Below are 18,212 nucleotides of genomic sequence, written 5' to 3'. Positions count from 1 at the left end.
GGCCGAGGGTGGTGCGGGCTCCGGCGCGGGAGGGGCCTCGGGCACGGGCGGAATACCTGCCGCGGGGCCGGCTGCCGGGTGCGCCGGGGCTGACGGCCCGGCAGGACCCGCCGCCGGGGCGGCCGGTTCCGTGGGGGCGGCCGGTTCCGTCGCGGGGTCGGAGGGCTCGGCCCCGGGACCGGCGGGTGCTGTCGCGGGACCGGCCGGCTCCGCCATGGGACGGGCGGGTTCGGTCGTGGTGCCGGAAGGCTCCGTCGTCGGAACGGCGGGGGCCGTCGTCGGAACAGCAGGGGCCGTCTCCGGAACAGCAGGGGCCGTCGTCGGAACAGCGGGGGCCGTCGTCGGAACGGCGGGCTCAGCCGTGGCCGGAGCGGCGGGCTCAGCCGTGGCGGTCGGGGTTCGCGGCGTCCGGGAGGACCAGCTCAGGTAGGAGCCGCAGTTCCCGCAGAATTCGTCGTCCTCGCGGTTGGCGGAACCGCACGCCGGACACGAGCGCATCGCGTCAGTCTCCTGTCTCGTCCGGTGGGCCCGGCAGGATCTCCACCCGGCATGTGAGGTGTACGGGGCACGAGGCGGCGACGACGTCCCGGACGCGGTCGGCGTCCACCGGTCCGCCGTGCGGCGCCCAGACCCGTACCAGCAGTTCCCCGGTCGGTGCCGGGGGCAGTCCGGCGCCGGGACGGGACGACCACGCGGCGCCGCCGCCGTCCTGGATGTCGGCGTGCACACCGAAGCAGAGCCGCAGTTGTTCGGCCAGTCCGCGGCGGGTGCCTCGCCACCGGTGCAGCTCGACGGCACGGGCGACGACGGCCCTTCGCAGCTCCTCGGGCCACGCCGGATCGACCTCGGCGGCCACCCACGACGACAGCCAGGGCAGGAAGTCGGCCGGGGTCAGCGACGGGTCGAAGTAGGCGGGAAGGTTGTCCAGCGTGGACAGGACCGGTGCCAGGACGGTGTCCAGGCCCGCCGTGAACCGCTGGGCCAGGTCGTCGTCCGCGTACAGCGCCGGCAGCAGCCCGCCGATCGGATAGCGGCTGGCCAGCCCGGGTACGGCAGCTCTGGTCATGAGCCGTCACCGGCCGTGCTCGCGGTGACCTCGACCTGGTGCTGGTGCGAGAAGACCAGTGCGCCGGGGGCGACATCGATCCGGTCGACCGCCGCCCCGCGCCGCCCGGTGATCGGGTCCGCGGGGAACAGCCGCACCTCGTCCACCAGGCCCACCCCCCGCACGCCCTGGAGCACGGCGAAGATCTCGCCGTACTGCACCGGCCTGCCGAACGGCCATCCCGTCCCGTCCGCCCCGCCCCGCAGCGGGTCGATGTGGTCGAACAGCGCCGCGATCGCGTCCGCGCGGACCCGGTCGACGTCACCACCGCTCGTCACCAGCCTGGCGACCACGGTGACGCCCTGGTACGCGGGCGGTTCCACCAGCAGCCGGGTGCCCAACAGCCGTCGTTCGTCGAGCCGCGCCGTGACCGTGGAGAGCACCGAGTCCGACGGGATGAGCTGCTCGAACCGGAGTTGGCCGCCCTGGTCGATGACCGCGTCGGGAACCACCAGTACCCGTACCGCACCGGCCTCCCCCGCGACGGCGGGCACGCAGCGGACCCTGCGCAGGGAGGGCGCGGCCTCGCGGGCGATGGCCTCGTAGTCCCCGGCCGTGACGGCGCGTTCCTGTACCCGGAGGATGTTCGGCGCCCGGATCTTGGCGTTCTCCACGGTCTCGCCGTCGACCCCGCCGCCGGCCGCCTCGCGGTTGTCCACGCCCGCCACGTACGGCACCGAGCTGCGCAGCACGTTGATGGCGCCGCGGGCGACGTTTCCGGCCGCCCCGCCGCCCGTGCGGTAGCGGGGGACGCGCAGTTGGGCGCCCTTCTCGGGCACCGCACCGTAGGAGCGCATCGTGCCGTCCGGTTCGCGTACCTCGGGCGGGAAGGCGAACTCCCCCGACACCGCGTCGATCCGCACGTGGCGGTCGTGCGGGGCGGAGGCGCCGAAATGCTCCACGGCCGTCCAGACCTGCCAGCCCTCCGCGGAGGAGACCTGGACGACCGGCGGCTCCCCGTCCAGCAGCAGCGGCGCCCGGCTCACGGAGAACCGCTGCCCGGCGACGCCCTCGGAGACGCCGAGCGGCACGTCGAGGACGGTCTCCGCGTGTTCGACGTCCGCCGTGCCGCCGACGGTGAAGACCTCGGCCTCCCGGATCGTCGGCGACTCGGAGTAGAACGGCTGGCCCGGCTCCGGAGCGGTGACCCGGCAGCGCAGCCAGCCCGCCCGGGTTCCCGCGGTCACCGAGACGGTGTGTCCGGCGGGGACGAACACGATGATCTCACCGGGCCGGTTCAGCCCGCCGGTGCTGTCGGTACCGGTCCGGCAGGTGATCCAGCGGGCACCGTCCCACGCCTCCCAGACCAGCGGCGGCTGCCGCGGGTCGACGCCGACGCCCTCCACCCGGCTGTCCAGGCGAACCGCGACGATGCACCGGGGCACGGCGGTGGGCAGCCCGAACAGCAGGGCGTCGCCGGGTTCCGGCCGGGGCTGGAAGCACGGGATGTCCTTGCCCGCGCCGAGCGGTGCGGTGCGGTCGGTCTGGTCGCCCGACACCGGCGCGGTGACCAGCCGGATCAGCGAACTCGGCACGATCGGCAGTTCCTCGGAGGTGGAGAACACCACCGCCTCCTCGGTCTCGCCGCGTGAGGTGGCGACCTCGGTGCCCGCCGGGAGCCGCACGGTCTCCGGCTGCGGCGCGGAGAGCCAGAAGTCGACCTCGGCACGGGCCACCGTAGGCGGGAACAGGGTGACGCCCAGCAGGTCCAGGAAGGCCGAGTAGTTCTTGTCCGGTACCCGGTTCAGCCGGTACAGCAGCTGGTCGACCATGTACGCGAACGTCTCGATGAGCGTGACCCCCGGGTCCGACACGTTGTGGTCGGTCCACTCGGGAGAGCGCTGCTGGACGTATCGCTTGGCCTCGTCGACGAGTTGCTGGAACCGGCGGTCGTCCAGATTGGGTGAGGGCAGGGCCATCAGCGCACTCCCGTTTCTTCGGAGCCCTCGGAGGACGGAATGGTGTAGAAGGGGAAGACCAGGTTGCGCAGGTCGTTGGTGGCCCGCACGGTGTAGTGCACGTCGATGTACAAGGTGCCCTCCTCGATGGCGTCGAAGGCGATCACCACGTCGGTCACCTCGATGCGCGGCTCCCACCGCTCCAGCGAGGTGCGGACCTCGTGCGCGATGCGCCCGGCGGTGGCGCCGTCCCCGGGTGCGAAGACGTAGTCGTGGATGCCGCAGCCGAACTCCGGGCGCATCGGCCGCTCGCCCGGCGCCGTGCCGAGCACCAGCCCGATGGCCTCCTCGATCTCCCGGTCCCGTTCGACCATGCCGATGCCCCCGGTGGCGCCGACCCGCAGCGGGAAGCCCCAGCCGCGTCCGATGAACCCGCTGCCGCTCACATCGGGCCCCCGATCAGTACGTTCAGCGCGCCGCTGACGACGGACCCGCCGCAGCTGGTGTTGTCCCGCATCCGGGCGGCGGGCAGTCCGCCGATCAGGACCTGGCCGGTGACCGCGGCGGCCGGATTGGGCATGATCACATTGCCCGGCCCGAGCGCGGCGTGATGGGGGATGACGCACACGTGCAGGCTCCCGGTGACGGCCGCGGGCCGACCGCCGATCAGCACGGTGGCGACGGCCACCGCACCCGGGGGCGGGGTGCCGATGACGCCGCCGTGGGCGGTGCTGTCGCCCGTGCGAGCTGCGGGGGGCATGATCTCTTCTCCTTGTTGTGATGGGACTTAGTTGTGCGAGAGGCTTCGTTGTGAGGAGCTTCGTTGTGAGGAGCTTCGTTGTGAAGGGCTCGTTGTGAAACGGGGTTCGTCGCGGAAGGGGGCTCTGTCGCCGCCGAGCGGCACGGGCCTTGGCGCAGGCCTCAGTTGATCCGGATGAGCTTGGCCTTGAGCACCGCGAGCAGGCCGCCGTCCACCGTGACCCCCGTCTTGCCGTTGATGGTCACCGAACGTCCCTTCACGTTGACGTCCCCTGTACCGGCGTCGAGGGTGATCCCGGACGAGGAGAGGGTCACGGAGCTCAGCGCACGAGTGCCGCCGCGAGCGAACACGGTCAGGGCGATCTCGCCCCGCCGCTCGTCCAGGGTGATGTCGAGCCGCTTGTCACCGGTGGCCAGCCGGACGCCGGACGGTCCGCGCGGGGCGTCCAGCAGTTCCAGCCGGTTCCCCGAACGGGACACCAGCGAACGGCGGTTGACCTTTCCGCTGGTCGGGTCGACCAGCGGCACGTCGTGCGGCGAGGGCTTGTCCACCCCGTTGTAGAGACCACCCAGCACATAGGGGCTGTCCAGCATCCCCTGCTCGAACCCGACCAGCACCTCGTCGTTGACCTCGGGGCTGAACACCCCGCCGCCGCCCTGCCCGCCCCACTGCACCGTACGGACCCAGTCGGTCACGTAGGTGTCGTCGAGCCAGGGGAACTTCAGCTTCACCCAGCCCCGTTCGGTCCTGCCCTCGCGGATGTCGGTGACCACACCGATCGCGAGGCCGGGCATCCGCGGGCCGCGCGAGGGCGCGTTGGAGCCACTGGTCAGCCCTGCCAGCGAGCGGTCGGGCGCCGCGCTCACCTGCACGGTGGTGCGGTAGCCACCGTTCGGTTCGAGTACGTGGTGCGCGGCCGTCGCCGTGTAGCGCCCGGCGAACGCGGGCCCGACGTTGCCGAGGGCCACCGGCAGACCCGCCTTCAGCCGGGGGTTGCCCTCGGCGACCGCCTCGATCTCGCCGAATCCCGAGCTCACCGACGCGGCCACCGATCCGGCCACGGCCCTGGCCTCGGCCTGGGTCCGGTACGGGGTGTCGGTGACCGTCATCCGGGCACCCGTACCGAACGCCCCGGCGGCCAGCGACGGGCTCATCCCCGGGGACACGGTGTCGCTGCGGACGGACTGCTCGCGGGCCACCAGCCGGGTCTTGGTGTCGACGTTCCAGCCGCGCACCTCCACACTGTCGGCCCCGTCCGCACCGGTCAGCACGGCCCGCAGGGCCAGCAGGTTGCGCCCGTACTCCAGAACCATCGGGTGACGGGTCGCGGAGGTGGCGGGCGAGGGCGCCGACGAGGCGGGCTCGGGCTTCACGAACTGCAACAGGCCCTTGTCGTCCACCCGTACATGTGCGCCGCTCTCGCCTGCGAGGTACTGGAGGAACTCCCAGTCCGAGACGTTGGGCTGGGTCAGCTGCTTGTACATGATGGGCGCGGCCTCGATCTTCCCGCAGGTCAGCCCGGCACCGGCGGCGACCTTGCGGACGATGTCCGCGGTCTTCATGTTGCGGAAGGCCACCACCTTCCGGCCGCGCTGGAGCCGATGCGCCTTGGAGAAGGCGCGCACCACGGTGAACGAGCCGGTGGTGTCGCTGTCCAGCTCGACCGCCGTGACCTCACCGGTGAACAGCCGCTCGCGCACCCGCTCCTGCACGGTGACCACGGAGATCTTCAGCGGCGTGCCGATGGTGATTCCGGTGGCGGTGAGCAGCTTGTGATCGGGGTCGCGGTACGTCAGCACGGCGGCGTCCGGCAGGCCCACGTTCTCGTCCACCACACAGCTCACCAGCTGGGCCACCCAGGCCGCCGGCAGCTCGCCGGGAGCCTCGACGATCGGATCCGCGGCGAAGGAACGCCCTGCGGCGGTCACCGGCCGGCCTCCGAAGCACGGTCTTCCAGTCCGGGCACGACCAGCTCCCTGCCGGGCGTCAACTGCATCGGGTCGTCCACGTCGTTGGCCTCCGCGATGGTGCGCCAGGCGGTGGCATCGCCGTACTCCCGCCAGGCGAGCAGCGGCAGACTGTCCCCGGCCACCACCCGATGGGTACGGCGCGCCTCACGCGAGCCCGAGGTGGGGTTCTGGCCGGCCGGATCGACGCTCGCCTCCTCGATCGAGAGCGAGCAGGTGGCGCGCAGCGGCTTCCCGTCGACGTCGAACAGCGTGTACGAGACGGAGAGGTTGGACATCACGCCGTCGAACGAGGTCGTCTTCGACGTGCCCCAGTCGAACCGGACCCAGGGGCTGGCGGGCGTCTTGCGGGCCAGGCTGCTCGGGGTGGGCACACAGGCCGTCATGAGCTGTTCCACCGCCTTCTCCACCGAGTTGTCATGGGTGGCGGTGGCGTCCAGGAAGACCTCCAGGGACAACGACCGGGGCCCGCTGCCCACGAATTCGGGCAGTGCGGACTGCCCGGCCATCCGGGACGGCGTACGCCGCCACTCGGTGCTCTTGCTCAGTGACAGCTTCGCGGGGTTGAACTGCAACGTGATCCGGGCGAGGCTCCCGCCGGGCTTGGCGCCGACGGTCGCCGGCGGTTCCATGATGGTCAGCTGGGCGCGAGCACGGCTCGTACGGACAGCGGGTGACATTGCGTTCCTCCTTCCCGGTCTTCTCCGGTATCGATGTCGGCGACGGTGGCGTTTCGGTGTCGGCTTCGGTGTCGGTTTCGGTGTCGGTGTCGGTGTCGGTTCCTGCTACGGCATGTGACCGCGCGTCAGGAGGGTTCCAGGCCCTCGTGTGCGATCTCCAGTGTCTCGATCGCCGCCTGTGAGTTGGCGGGGTCGAAGGACGGTCCCTGCCAGCGGACCGGCACGATCCCCTGCACCTGCCAGCTGATGATGCGACTGAGGTCGGGGCGGAGCGCGACGATCTCGCCGTCCTTGGGCTCGACCCGTTGGATGGTCTCGTTCAGCCAGCGCGCGATCTTGAGCGTGTCGGCGGTGACGGGGCGGGTCAGTGTGATGTTGGTCCAGGTGATCCGCCCCGGCAGCTGCCAGGTGAAGCCGTTGTTGCCGCCCTCGGCGTACTGTTCCATCTCCACCTCGGCGCCCAGACCCGAGCAGGTGTGGAAGGCCCCCAGGTCACTGCCTCCGATGACGAGCTTGAAGAACACACTCGTCGCGAAGATGTTGTCCGTCATGTGCTTCTCTTCTTCTCTGCTGTCGCCACGTACGTTGCGGAAGGGGGGCGGACCGTTGTCAGCGGCGGCCGTCGTACAGCCGTCCGGTACGTTCCCGCCCTCTGCGCAGGTCCGCGCGGATCAGCCGGCTCACCGGATCGATCAGCCGGCGGGCCAGTTCCTCGATGTCCGTCGCGGTGACCCGGTTCGCGGTCGCCGGGTCGCCGGTGGCCGGCGCGTCCTGGCCGGCCGGAGTGGTCCGGGTCGGCGGATCGGAGCGCCGGACCGGAACCGCCCGCACCGGGACTCCGGTGATCCCGGCATCGGCCGCCACCCTCTGGAGCACTTCGGCCGTGCCCCGGGAGGCTCGGGTACCGGCGGCCGGCGCTGCGGTCGGTGTCGCGGTCCGGACGGAGGCCGGTGCCGTGGTCCGGGTGGGGTCCGGTGCGCGTTGCGGAACCCGTACCGCGAGGGCCGGTGGCCCGGAGGGCGGGGATCCGCCGGTCTCGGGCATCGGTGCCCCGGTCGCGGGGAAGGCTGATTCGGGCACCACCGGGAACGCCACCCGCTGCACGGGCACGGCGGCGGCGCCCTGCCGGTCCGTCGCGGGCGGATGCGGACGAACCACCGGGACGGGCTGGGCCGGACTCGCGGGCGGGGCGCCCGGAGCGGCAGGCGCGGGGCGCGCCGCCGAGGGCGGTGTCCCGGGGCGACGGGCGGCATGCGCTCCTGCGGGGCCCTGCTCCGGCGGGTGCGCGTCGGTACGGGACGGCGCTGTCGCGGGTGCCCCTGCCGCGCCCTCGCGTGGCGAACGCTGCACGAGCCGCAGGAGGGAACGGGCCGGCCCCGGGCCACGCCCCGGTCGCAGACCGGGCTTGGTGCCGGATCCGGCCCCTGCCTCGGTTCCGGCGTCGCTGCCGGGCATGCGGCCGGGGACCCGGGGAGCCGTGCGGTCCGCGGGCGCACCGCTGGTCCCGGAGGTGCCGGGCACCGGGTTCCCGGACACGAGGCGCTGGACGGTGCCGCCGGGCGCCGGGCTCCCGGGGACCGGGCTCCCGGGCGCCGGTCCACCGGTCGTCGCCCCCGGGCCGACGGCGCGGGAGCGGCGGGTCGGAGTGGGGTCGGTGGGGCGGGCCCCGGTGGAGTTGGTGGGGCGGGTGGGCGCGTGAGGAACGGACTGCCCGGGTGCGGCGCCCGGCTGCGCCCGGTCTTCTCCGGCAGGCGGGTTCCCGCGCCCCCGCGAAGACGGCGACGAAGACGGCGCTTCGGACTCCGGCTGCCGTACGTCACGGCGCCAGGTGGCTGCCACAACGGGCCTGGCCGTGCTGCCCGCCGTCCTCCGCGCCGAAAACCCCTCGGCGGAGCCGGTGCTCACGTCCAGGGCCCTGCCCGCGAGGAGGCCCCGCGACCGCTGAACGACGACTGCCGGTCCCCCGGCACCGGCGGTGAACCCGGCCGCCCGCCCCTTCTCCCGCTCCGGGGTGATCCTGCGGACACGTACCGGCGCAACGGGACCGGACGAAGACGCCGGCGAGGACGGCGTCGGGCCGGCGAGGGGCGTGTTCGGACGCGCCGGGTCCACGACGCGCTGGACGGCCGCAGGTCCCGGTGCGGACCCGCCCGGCCCACCGGGAGCGGCGGACGAGCGAACCGGCATCCCGGCAGGCGCGTCCAGGGCCTTCGGCACCGGCTCGACGGCTGCCGAGGACGAGGACGAGTCCGAGGTCGAGGACGCAGTCGACGGCGGGGTCGCGCTTCCCGGCCGCGCCCGACGCCGGTCGCCGAGCAGCGGTGCGTCGTTCCGGAGCCTGGCGGTCGACGGAAGCGAGGTGAGCGGGGCACCGATCCCGCCACGGGCGCGGGCCGGTGAGCCGGACACGTCGCGCTGCGACGGCCGCGGAGCCGGAGACTCCGGCACCCGGCCGCCGTCAGAGGGAGACTGACGTACCGACGGCCCGCCCGCCCCCGGCGAAGGCGTGTCCGCCGCAGTGGCTGCCGTGTCCGATGCCAGGCGTTGCAGTACGGGCATGGCCGCCGCCCCCTGCCCTTCCGGGGCGGACGGCACGACCCCGCCCGACGCCGCCGGGCCGGGGGTCACGGCCCCGGTGGGCAGCTCCCGTAGCGGCTTGCCCAGAGCGGGACGCATCGGTGCGGCGGTGGGACCACCGGCGGTCCGGTCCGTCGGCAGAACGGCGCCCGGCTGGGCAGCGGGAGCCGCATCACCGGATCCGCCCCGCTGCTCAGCGTTGCCGGAGGCGGGTGCGGCGGCCGCAGCGGAGGCCGCCGGCGGCAGTACCCCGGCTATCCGACGCAGCGCCATCGCCGGACGCCGGGCGACGATCAGCGGCGGGGCGGTCCGCCGAGGACGTACGGCGGCGGGCCCGCCCCGCCCGGGCGAAACCGGTGCCGACGCGGTGTCCGTGGCCGGCTGCGACGCCGGCGCGGTGGCCGGTCCCCGAGCCGCGGACGCTCCCGCTCCCGGAGCCGCGCTGCCCGCACGAGCCGTGCGCCTCGCCGGGGCCGCCGCTCCCGCGGTCTCCCCGGCAGCGGCACCGCCCGCACGGTCCTGGTGCCCGGACGTCCCGTTCCCCAAGGGGCCGGGGGACTTCGTGCTGCTCGACCTCTGGACCGGCGTGGGGGCCGAGGACCGCCCGCGCGCCCCGTCGCTGCCGCCGCCGGTCGCCCGGCCCGCCGGGGCGGGCGCCGGGCCCGCGGCGGCTGCCGCCTCCCCGTCCGCCCCGGTCGGGGCGGCGCGCAGCAGCAGCGGTCCGCCGGGGGCCGTGGATCGTGCGCCGCCCGGACGGGCGACACCGTGGATCAGACCCACCGGTGCGGACGGCATTACGGCATGGCCGAGTTCGCCCGAGAACGCGAGGTTCTGCCACGACGCGAGGCCGTCCCGGAACCGCAGGCCGTCGCTCACCCCGATCGAGGACCGGGCGACGGTCACCGCCGGAGGCGCGACCCGCCGCCAGCCACCGTCCCAGTCGCCGTCGCCCTCGCCGGAGCCGCCCCGGGCGCCGTCACGCCGGTCGGCCCCGATGCCGTTCCGGCCGGGCTCCGGTTCCGGAGCGACGGCAGGGGCGGACGCGGAGCCGGTGCCGGTCCCGGCTTCGGCCCCGGACCTGTCCCGGGAAGGTGTCGGAGGCTGCTGTCCGCCCCCTCGGCGGAACCAGTTCCCGAGACCCACACGATCACCCGCCTTCGTTGACGCGGGTGTTGATCCGCGCTATCTCCCGTACCCACTCCTGACGCTCGGCGTGGGTGAGGTCGAGAATGTCCTCTCGTGGCCAATGGAAGTGGTAGGCGACGTACGCGATCTCCTCCCGCAGCCGGGGAAGCGCGTACGTCACGATTCCCCCAGGCGCCCACCCGAGAGGTCCACCTCGAACGCCCCGTGGCACAGCGGGCAGGTCACCGCGGCGTGCGTGTGGCCCTCGCTGTTGATCCGGCGGTAGAAGTCCTGGAGGAACGCCACGTCCGTGGCGTACATCCGCTCGACGACCCCGGCGTGCACATCGGTGATGGTGCCGAGCTGGGTGATCACCTGGCTCAGCAGCACCACCGACAGGTACGCCGGGTTCTCCTTCACCCGCAGGTCGATCTGCGGGCGCAGCTCGTCCCGTGCCGTCGCGAGCCGCATCGACCCGTGCCGATGGACCTGGCCCTCGTCGTCGACGTAGCCGCGCGGGAGCTCGAACTCGAACTCCGTACGCAACTCCTGCTGGTCCCGGTCGCGTTCCCGGGGCCGCGCCGCAGCCGGTGCGGGAGCTTCCTCGCCCGCGGCGGACGGGCCGGCCGCGAGGCTGTCGAGGACTTCGTCGAGCCCGCCCGACGTAACGGTCCTGCGCCTCATTCGACCACGATCTCCTCGAAGGTGATGGTCACCGTCTCGGTCGCGGCACTGGACTCGCCGGCCTTCAGCGACGGGCCCTCCCACTTGCTCGCCCAGCCCTGCATCAGCTGGATGCGCCGGACCGTCTCACCCTTCGAGTCCTTGATCTCGATGGTGAGGTTCTGGCGCGCGGTGTCGACCGCACCGTTGTTGAGCGTCTCCTTGATCCATTTGGTGAACTCGCTGCTCTTGTCGAGCCCGCGGGTGATCGTCACCTCGCCCGCCTGGCGTGCGCCGGGCTGCTTGCGGATGATCTGTTTGCCCTCGGCGGTCACTTGACGGACCTCGACGACTTCCTCCTCGACGGTCAATCCGCTGATCTCTTGGATCGACTCGACGAGATAGCCGCCCAGCTGCACGCCGAAGACGTGGGTGGAAAGAGCGTCGCCCTCTGCCATGACTCTGTGTCACCTGTTCCGTTCGGGGAGACCCTGTCGGGTCACTCGTTGACGAGGCTCGTGCTGTCGGAGAACTGCGCGAGGCGGAAGATCACGAACTCCGCGGGCTTCACCGGAGCCACGCCGATCTCGCACACGACCTGGCCGAGGTCGATCGACTCCTGCGGATTGTTGTCGCGGTCGCACTTGACGTAGAACGCCTCCTCGGCCGTGCGCCCGAAGAGGGCGCCGCGGCGCCACTCCTCGGTGAGGAAGGCGGTGACGTTGCGCCTGATGCTCGACCAGAGGCGGTCGTCGTTCGGCTCGAACACCACCCACTGGGTGCCCAGGAGGATCGACTCCTCCAGGTAGTTGAAGAGGCGGCGTACGTTGAGATAGCGCCAGGCCGGGTCGGACGAGAGGGTGCGTGCGCCCCAGATCCGGATGCCGCGGCCGGGGAAGGCGCGCACACAGTTGACGCCGATCGGGTTGAGCAGGTCCTGCTCGCCCTTGCTGAGACGGATCTCCAGGTCCAGCGCGCCGCGGATGACCTCGTTGGCGGGGGCCTTGTGCACACCGCGCTCACCGTCGCTGCGCGCCCAGACTCCGGCGACGTGACCGCTGGGCGGCACCAGGGAGTTGTGGCCGGTGGCCGGGTCGAAGACCTTGACCCACGGGTAGTACACGGTGGCGTAGCGCGAGTCGTATCCGGCGTCGTCGTTGCGCCAGGTACGGACGCGCTGGGCGTTCATGCCCGGCGGGGTGTCCAGGATGGCGACCCGGTCGCCCATCTGCTCGCAGTGCGAGATCACGGCCAGCTGGACGGCCTTGACCCCGTCGGCGTCGATGTCCCCGCGCTGGTAGGCGCTCATCAGGTCCGGGACGGCGACCATGGTGATCTCGTCGATCGCTTCGAGGCCGGCGAAGCCGGTGCGGGCGGCGGCGTCGCCGACGTACTCGGACGGGTCGAGCCGTGCGACACCGGCTCCGGGGGCCGCGGCGGGCGCCAGCGGGAGGCTCTGGTTCCCGGGGCGGGTCTGGGTCGCGCCGGGCTGCTCGGTGACCTGGATGAGCTTGGACTGGCGGGCCTGGGTGACGAGGTAGCCCTTGACGTTCTTGCGGCTGGAGGCGTCGTAGGTCTCCACCACCTTGCCGGCCTGCCGCACCAGCAGCCGGAACCGGTCCTCCGGGGGGTTCTCGCCCTCGGCGTCGGTGATCTCGACGGTGAGGTCGGCGCTCGTACCGGGGCGCGCCGAGACCTGGAACCCGCCGAGGGCGGCGGCCGGCGCCGGCTCGGACACGGACTTCTGCGCCGAGTCCTGCGCGGGGCCGCCGATGCGCACGATGTACGCGGCGCCGCCGCCGTTGGCGAAGTAGCCGTAGACCGCGGGGGCCAGATAGGTGTCGGCGGTGAAGGTGCCGAAGGTCTGGACGTACTGGTCCCAGTTGGTCACCAGCGTCGGCTGGTGGAAGGGGCCGGACTCCGCGAAACCGACGAAGGCTGCGACCGCGGTGCCGACTCCCTCGATGGGCCGCGCACCGGACTGCACCTCCTCCACGTAAACACCCGGGGTGAGGTACGACGGCATGCTCGCTCCTTCGCGTGGTCATTCGTTCGTCGCCGAGTCTTCCTCGGCGGCCGTGGCGGACAGTAGGTCTCAAGGTCCTGGGCACGGGGCAAGGGTGCTGCCTTCCCGGGCACCCCGCGGGGCAGGAAATGCTTCCCTTCGCGGGCCGGGCCCGACGGCCGGCACATTTCCTGTTCCGGCCATGTGAAAGCGGTGTGAACAATGGATTTCCGGAACCCGCTCACCAGGGCAACGGCCGGTGTCCCGGGGGAAATTCGGGTGTACCGCCGCCGGTGTCGCATCGACGGAAATCAGCCAGAATTCTCGGATCTCGACGACCCTCTCGGGCTTTGGTGACCGGATCCGGTCCTTGACCACCCTCCCCGCCTCCCGATGCGGGCACGGGAAGGAAACCGCCAAAGACCGGCAAGCCGGGTTTCCTTGGAACGGGATGTCTGCTGTTCTCATCTTCTGCGGAGGAAGCAGGAGGTCAGGCGCTTTGTTACTACGGTGCGACGTCTCTCGTCTCACCGCTGACATTGAGCACCTGATGGCATTTGGAAGCCTGAGTTCCGGTTGCCGGAGTGCCAGGTTTGTTGCAGGTCACGGAGGCGGTGACGGTGTCGTTCTCCTGAATCTCGATGGGGGTGACCCAGTGATAGTCCTGGTTGCGGAAGGTCTCCAGAGCGATGGTGGTGATCTTCCGCTTTCCGAAGGAGATCGTCAGCACGCCCTCGTCGCCCTGGAAGTTCGCCACCACGATGTCCGTGACTCCGAACACCTTTCCTTCCGGAACCTTGTACGTCCCCTTCTTCTGGGCCCCGGACCCGGTCTGCACATCGATCGTCGCCGAGCTCTGCTGGGGGTCACCGGTCCCGCCGCCCGTCCCCGAGCCGGAGCCGCCCGAACCGCCTCCCCCGGACGTGCCGGGCTTGCCCTTCCCGTCACCCTTTTCCTGTCCCTGACCGCCGGTCGGGTCGCCCGTGCCGCCGTCCGCCGCACCCTGCTGCCCGTCGGGCTTCTTCTCCTGAGCGGCCTCGTTCGCCGCCTGCTTCGCGGTGCTCCGCACCGCGGGCCTCACCAGCGCGAACCACGCGAGCAGCAGTGCGAGCAACGCGGCCAGGACGATCAGCAACCACCGGGGCAGGATGGGCCGTTGGGCGAACTCGCCGGGCAGCGTCTCGGACCTTCCGGACCGCTCGCCGTCGGCGTTCCCCTCGGTGCCCTCGACGGCCTCGACCTCGAACGGCCAGGTCACCGGCTGCCCGAACCAGATCAACTTCCGGGCCCGTACCCGCAGGCCGGCCTCGGCGGACTCGCCCGGTTCCAGGCGCTGTTGGCCCTGGGTGAAGGCCAGACGGAGTTCCTCCCCGGCCTGCTTCCCGGAGAGCGCGATGTCGACCGGGGTGTTGCCGCGGTTCTGCACCGCGGCCCGGAATCGGGCGCCCCGCCAGCCGGAGCGCCGGCCCGGGTCGAGCTCCGCGCGGAGCTCGTGGAACGGCGCGACGATCACCGTGGCCTCGGGCACCGCCACCGATTCGGGGTGCTCCGCGGGCAGTACCCGGACCCCCAGGGGTATCTCGCCGGCCCGGACCTCGTGGGATCTGGGCGGCGCCAGCCGTACGGTCACCACTTCGGAGGTGCCCGGGTAGAGGGACACGCGGGCCGGCTCGACGGTGCTCCAGGCGGCGCAGTCGCCGACCACTTCGAGCGCGTACGCCTCGACGATGTCGCCGTCGTTGCGCACCGTCAGGGTCGTCGTCGCTTCGGTGCCGGGCGACACCGTCACCGTGGGCGTTTCGAGTTCGGCAGATGTGGTCACGATGCGACGGTAGGCCCGACGTGCGACCGCGCAGCAGAGACGCGAGGGCAACGAACGGGCAGGGGTGGTGCCCCGGCGGCCCAACGGCACGATGTCCCGGCGAGCCCTCCCCGGGCCCGGTCGCCCTGCCGGGACGGACGCGGTCGAGATCGGAATCCGGCGTATCGGACGGAAGCACCTGAGGAAGACAGGCACGCAGAAGAATGACGACAGCAGCAGAAACCAACAGCCGGGCAGTGGATCGCGGACCGTTCCGCAGATCCGCCGCCTCGGCGTACGCCGCCGCGAACAGTGCCCCCGAGGCCCCCCGGGGCAGAGTCTCCGTGGCGGTGTACGCGGAGGACCTGATATTGCAGACCGGCGTGGTCCAGCAATTACGCCCACGGCCGGAGATAGAGCTGATCCCCGAGTCCGAGGCGGACCGGGCCCAAGTCTCCCTGGTGGTGGTGGACATGGTGAACGAACCCACCGTCCAGCTCCTGCAGCGTCTCCAGCGCAACACCTCGACCCGCACCGGACTCGTCGTCGGGTTCTTCGAATCGGGCGCGCTCCAGACCATGATCGAGTGCGGCGTCGCCGCCGTACTGAGACGCGGCGAGGCCGATCAGAACAGCCTCGTCCACCTGGTGACGGCGATGGCGAACGGCGAAGGAGTGCTGCCGGGCGACCTGCTCGGAAAGCTCCTCACGCATGTCAGCAGCCTCCAGCGCACGGTCCTCGACCCCCGGGGGCTCTCGCTCTCCACCCTCACGACGCGGGAGGCGGAGATGATCAGGCTGGTGTCGGAGGGCTACGGCACCGCGGAGATCGCGCAGAAGACCTCGTACTCCGAACGCACCGTCAAGAACGTGCTGCACGAGGTGGCGACCCGGCTCGAACTGCGCAACCGGGCCCATGCCGTCGGCTACGCCATGCGTCACGGACTCATCTGAGTCCCGCCGGCGGGCTCCCGTGCGGACGGCGTGCCGACGTCGCCGCACGGGGCGCGCCGGTGTTCGGGAAAGGAGCGGCCGGACGGGGCAGAAGGGCGCCGCAAAGGGCAACCTCCCCTTCCCCCGGGCCGGGTACTCGGGACCTGTATTTGCCCCGGGGCGAGCGGGATGCTTGTCGTGGAGAGTCATCGACAGAACTGTGAGGTGGGCCGTGACCGGCACCGCTGGCCCGGCGAGGAAGACCCGGCTGGGCCGACTGACAGGCGCTGTGGTGCTGTTGGCACCGCTGCTGGTTGCGGGTTCGGCGTCCGCACCGCAGGGTGCGCCGAGACTTGCCGCGGCTGCGGACGAGAGCCCCGCGGATGGCGGACGCATCGCCTACGCCGGTACCGGACACCGCAGCCTCGGCCGGGTCTCCGACCCGGCCACCAGCGCACCGCTGTTCGGCGACGGCCCCGTCCACTACGACCAGGACCCCTTCGCGCGCGGTGAGGTGGTGGTCTTCACCAGCCTGCGCGACAGCCTGCGACCGCAGGTCTACGTACGCGACGCGGGCGGCGCGGTGCGCAGGCTCACCACCGACCGGGACGCCGGACACCCCGAACTCTCCCCGGACGGGCGGACGGTGGTGTTCGACTCCGCGGAGCGGGGACCGGATGGTGTGGTCCAGCGTGAGCTGTGGATCGTCGGGATCGACGGCTCCGGTCTGCGACGGCTGACGGACACCCGCAACAACGAGACCTCGCCGACGTTCTCCCCGGACGGCTCTCGGATCGCGTACTCCTGTGACTCCGGTCCCGGGCGGACCGGGCTGATCTTCGAGATGGCCGTGGCCGGCGGCGCGGCGAAGGTGATCAGTGACGGCCCGGCCGGCGACGCCACCGAACCGGCGTGGAACCCGGTGGACGACGACACCCGCCGCGCCCGGGTCGCGTACACCCTCACGACGGACGCGGAGACCGGGCCCCGCCTCCGGGTGACCGAGGGAATCGGCAGGGACCGGCCCCTGCTGGCGGGTGTCCAGGCCGGCTGGCGCACCCGCTCGGCCGCCTGGCTGCCGGACGGGAACGACCTGCTCTTCCTGAGTCCCGACACGACCTGCGGGTGCAAGGACTACGACCACGTCTACCGGACGACCGCCTTCGGCGAGGGCGAGCCGGGCCTGCGGCTGGGCGAGGACCGCAAGGTCGAATCGCCCACCTGGACCGGGTCCATGGACACCGGGACCGTCATCGTGGCACGGCGGACCCACCTGGAGGAGCACGAGGCGACGCTCCAGGACGTCCGGCAGGACGGTTCGGACCCCCGGGACCTCGGACTCGCCATCCTGAAGGAGGACCCGGACGCCGACACGAACAAGAATCCCGCCAAGGACCCGCTGTTCGACCCCAGGGACGTCTACGACCCGTGGACCGAGCGGCAGAACTACACACCGGACGGCCGGCGCATCGTCGTGACCCGCTTCGAGGGCAATCCGAAGGAGCGCGTCGAACGGATCTGGCTGGCCGACGCGGACGGCACCGGCGAGACGGCGGTGCCGCTCGCCGGACGCGGTCCGCGCGACTGGGACACCGACCCCACGTTCTCGCCGGACGGCACGAAGCTGGCGTTCACCAGGACCTCGCCGGGCGGGGTCGGCGAGGCCGCTGGGCCGAGCGGCATCCTCATCGCGGACGCCGTCTCGGGGGCGATCCTGGGCAGAATCGTGCCGCCGGCCGGGCAGTCGACCGGTGGGGACGCGCAGCCGACGTGGTCGTCGGACGGCACCACACTCGCCTTCACCCGCAACCACGTGATCCGGGGCCTCGGCGGCATCAAGCACGTCTGGACGGTGCCGGTGGCGGCGCTCGACCAGCAGCGCGACCTCAGCGCCACCGTCTGCCCCGGTGAGTGCAAGAAGATCGACGACAGCCCGGCCTTCTCCCCCGACGGCAGCACGATCGCCTTCAACCGCAAGGACGGCGGCGGCCAGGTCAACCAGCGCAACGGGATCATCGTCACCTCGCTGGACGGCGGCGACTGCCGGGTCGTGCTGCCGGCCAGCCGGCGCGACGACCCCGACGCCTGCCATCAGGAGATCCCCGACACCTCTCGAACCGGGCCCTTCCAACCCCGCGACGTGGCCTGGTCGCCGGACGCGGAACGGCTGGTGTTCAGCTCGCGCAGGGCGCTCGCGCCGAACTCCCCGGAACAGCTGTCCATGCTCGACCTCGCCTCCGGCGGTCTGACGCCGTTCGGTGAGCGGCTCGGCGGGCGGCAGAAGGAGCCCAGCTTCCAGCAGTCGGTCGACCTGGCCCTGACCGCACCGCCCACCGGCCCCCCGGTGGAGGTCGGTTCGTCCGTCACGGTGCCGGTCACCGTCACCAACCGGGGGCCCGCCGTCGCGCCCGGCACCGTACTGACCGTCGACGCCCCGCCCGGGGCGCGCCTGGAGGAGCTCACCACCCCGGCCGGTACCTGTGCCACCGGCTCGCCCCAGTGCGAGCTGGGGGTGCTCCGGCCCGGAGAGAGTGTGGAGGTCACCGCCCGGCTGACCGGCGTGACGAGCGGCGACCAGCGGATCGGCTGGTCGGTCACCGGAGCCGTGATCGACCCGAACCCCACGGACAACGCCACCGAGACGGTCGTCCCGGTCCAGGACGTGCCCCCGACACCGACGCCGACCCCCACCCCGACCC

16 protein-coding genes are annotated in these 18,212 nt (G+C 72.3%); 2 read left to right on the top strand and 14 right to left on the bottom strand.

Translation table 11 applies throughout. From position 1 onward, the window contains the following. The 14 genes from AADR41_RS35260 to AADR41_RS35195 all read right to left on the bottom strand — a co-directional run. The coding region (locus AADR41_RS35260) for a zinc ribbon domain-containing protein (RefSeq protein ID WP_342286010.1) at positions 1-498 on the bottom strand (498 nt) is incomplete at its 3' end. A 4-nt stretch (positions 499-502) separates the two neighbouring features. Further along, a complete protein-coding gene (locus tag AADR41_RS35255) occupies positions 503-1,066 on the bottom strand; it encodes a phage tail protein I (protein ID WP_342286009.1) in 564 nt (187 codons plus the stop codon). Next, positions 1,063-3,024, bottom strand: coding sequence for a putative baseplate assembly protein (locus AADR41_RS35250; RefSeq protein WP_342286007.1), 1,962 nt, complete (start codon positions 3,022-3,024; stop codon positions 1,063-1,065). The genes AADR41_RS35255 and AADR41_RS35250 overlap by 4 nt, the downstream gene beginning before the upstream one ends. Then, a complete protein-coding gene (locus AADR41_RS35245; protein ID WP_124720822.1) occupies positions 3,024-3,449 on the bottom strand; it encodes a GPW/gp25 family protein in 426 nt (141 codons plus the stop codon). The genes AADR41_RS35250 and AADR41_RS35245 overlap by 1 nt, the downstream gene beginning before the upstream one ends. After that, the gene (locus AADR41_RS35240; protein ID WP_342286006.1) at positions 3,446-3,763 is read right to left on the bottom strand and encodes a PAAR domain-containing protein; all 318 of its coding nucleotides are present in this window, start codon (positions 3,761-3,763) and stop codon (positions 3,446-3,448) included. Before AADR41_RS35240 ends, AADR41_RS35245 begins: the two co-directional genes overlap by 4 nt. A gap of 161 nt (positions 3,764-3,924) precedes the next feature. Continuing rightward, positions 3,925-5,691: a VgrG-related protein gene (locus AADR41_RS35235; RefSeq protein ID WP_342286004.1), complete on the bottom strand. Its 1,767-nt coding sequence runs from the start codon at positions 5,689-5,691 to the stop codon at positions 3,925-3,927. Further along, the gene (locus AADR41_RS35230) at positions 5,688-6,410 is read right to left on the bottom strand and encodes a LysM peptidoglycan-binding domain-containing protein (RefSeq protein ID WP_259929447.1); all 723 of its coding nucleotides are present in this window, start codon (positions 6,408-6,410) and stop codon (positions 5,688-5,690) included. The genes AADR41_RS35235 and AADR41_RS35230 overlap by 4 nt, the downstream gene beginning before the upstream one ends. 125 nt (positions 6,411-6,535) lie before the next feature. Next, positions 6,536-6,961, bottom strand: coding sequence for a phage tail protein (locus AADR41_RS35225; protein WP_093544217.1), 426 nt, complete (start codon positions 6,959-6,961; stop codon positions 6,536-6,538). 58 nt (positions 6,962-7,019) lie between these two features. Further along, complete coding sequence (locus AADR41_RS35220; protein ID WP_342286001.1) at positions 7,020-7,568, bottom strand: hypothetical protein; 549 nt, start codon at positions 7,566-7,568, stop codon at positions 7,020-7,022. 2,566 nt (positions 7,569-10,134) lie between these two features. Next, positions 10,135-10,293 carry a DUF6760 family protein gene (locus tag AADR41_RS35215; protein ID WP_164495324.1) on the bottom strand — a complete coding sequence of 53 codons (159 nt, stop codon included), beginning with the start codon at positions 10,291-10,293 and terminating at the stop codon, positions 10,135-10,137. Next, complete coding sequence (locus AADR41_RS35210; protein ID WP_342285999.1) at positions 10,290-10,796, bottom strand: hypothetical protein; 507 nt, start codon at positions 10,794-10,796, stop codon at positions 10,290-10,292. The genes AADR41_RS35215 and AADR41_RS35210 overlap by 4 nt, the downstream gene beginning before the upstream one ends. After that, the gene (locus AADR41_RS35205) at positions 10,793-11,233 is read right to left on the bottom strand and encodes a phage tail protein (RefSeq protein ID WP_124720830.1); all 441 of its coding nucleotides are present in this window, start codon (positions 11,231-11,233) and stop codon (positions 10,793-10,795) included. The genes AADR41_RS35210 and AADR41_RS35205 overlap by 4 nt, the downstream gene beginning before the upstream one ends. A 41-nt stretch (positions 11,234-11,274) precedes the next feature. Next, positions 11,275-12,801, bottom strand: coding sequence for a phage tail sheath family protein (locus AADR41_RS35200; RefSeq protein ID WP_342285997.1), 1,527 nt, complete (start codon positions 12,799-12,801; stop codon positions 11,275-11,277). Between the two features lie 484 nt (positions 12,802-13,285). After that, positions 13,286-14,602: a COG1470 family protein gene (locus tag AADR41_RS35195; protein ID WP_342285995.1), complete on the bottom strand. Its 1,317-nt coding sequence runs from the start codon at positions 14,600-14,602 to the stop codon at positions 13,286-13,288. 203 nt (positions 14,603-14,805) lie between these two features. Between AADR41_RS35195 and AADR41_RS35190 the strand changes: the two genes are divergently transcribed. Both AADR41_RS35190 and AADR41_RS35185 read left to right on the top strand, forming a co-directional pair. Further along, on the top strand, positions 14,806-15,534 hold the full coding sequence (locus tag AADR41_RS35190; RefSeq protein ID WP_342285993.1) for a response regulator transcription factor: 729 nt from the start codon (positions 14,806-14,808) through the stop codon (positions 15,532-15,534). 211 nt (positions 15,535-15,745) lie between these two features. Then, positions 15,746-18,212, top strand: a 2,467-nt coding sequence (locus AADR41_RS35185) for a hypothetical protein (protein WP_342285992.1), incomplete at its 3' end; no start/stop codon positions are given.

It is taken from the genome of Streptomyces sp. CLV115 (assembly GCF_038448545.1).
Classification (GTDB): domain Bacteria; phylum Actinomycetota; class Actinomycetes; order Streptomycetales; family Streptomycetaceae; genus Streptomyces; species Streptomyces sanglieri.
This window is presented reverse-complemented; position numbering and strand designations above follow the sequence as displayed.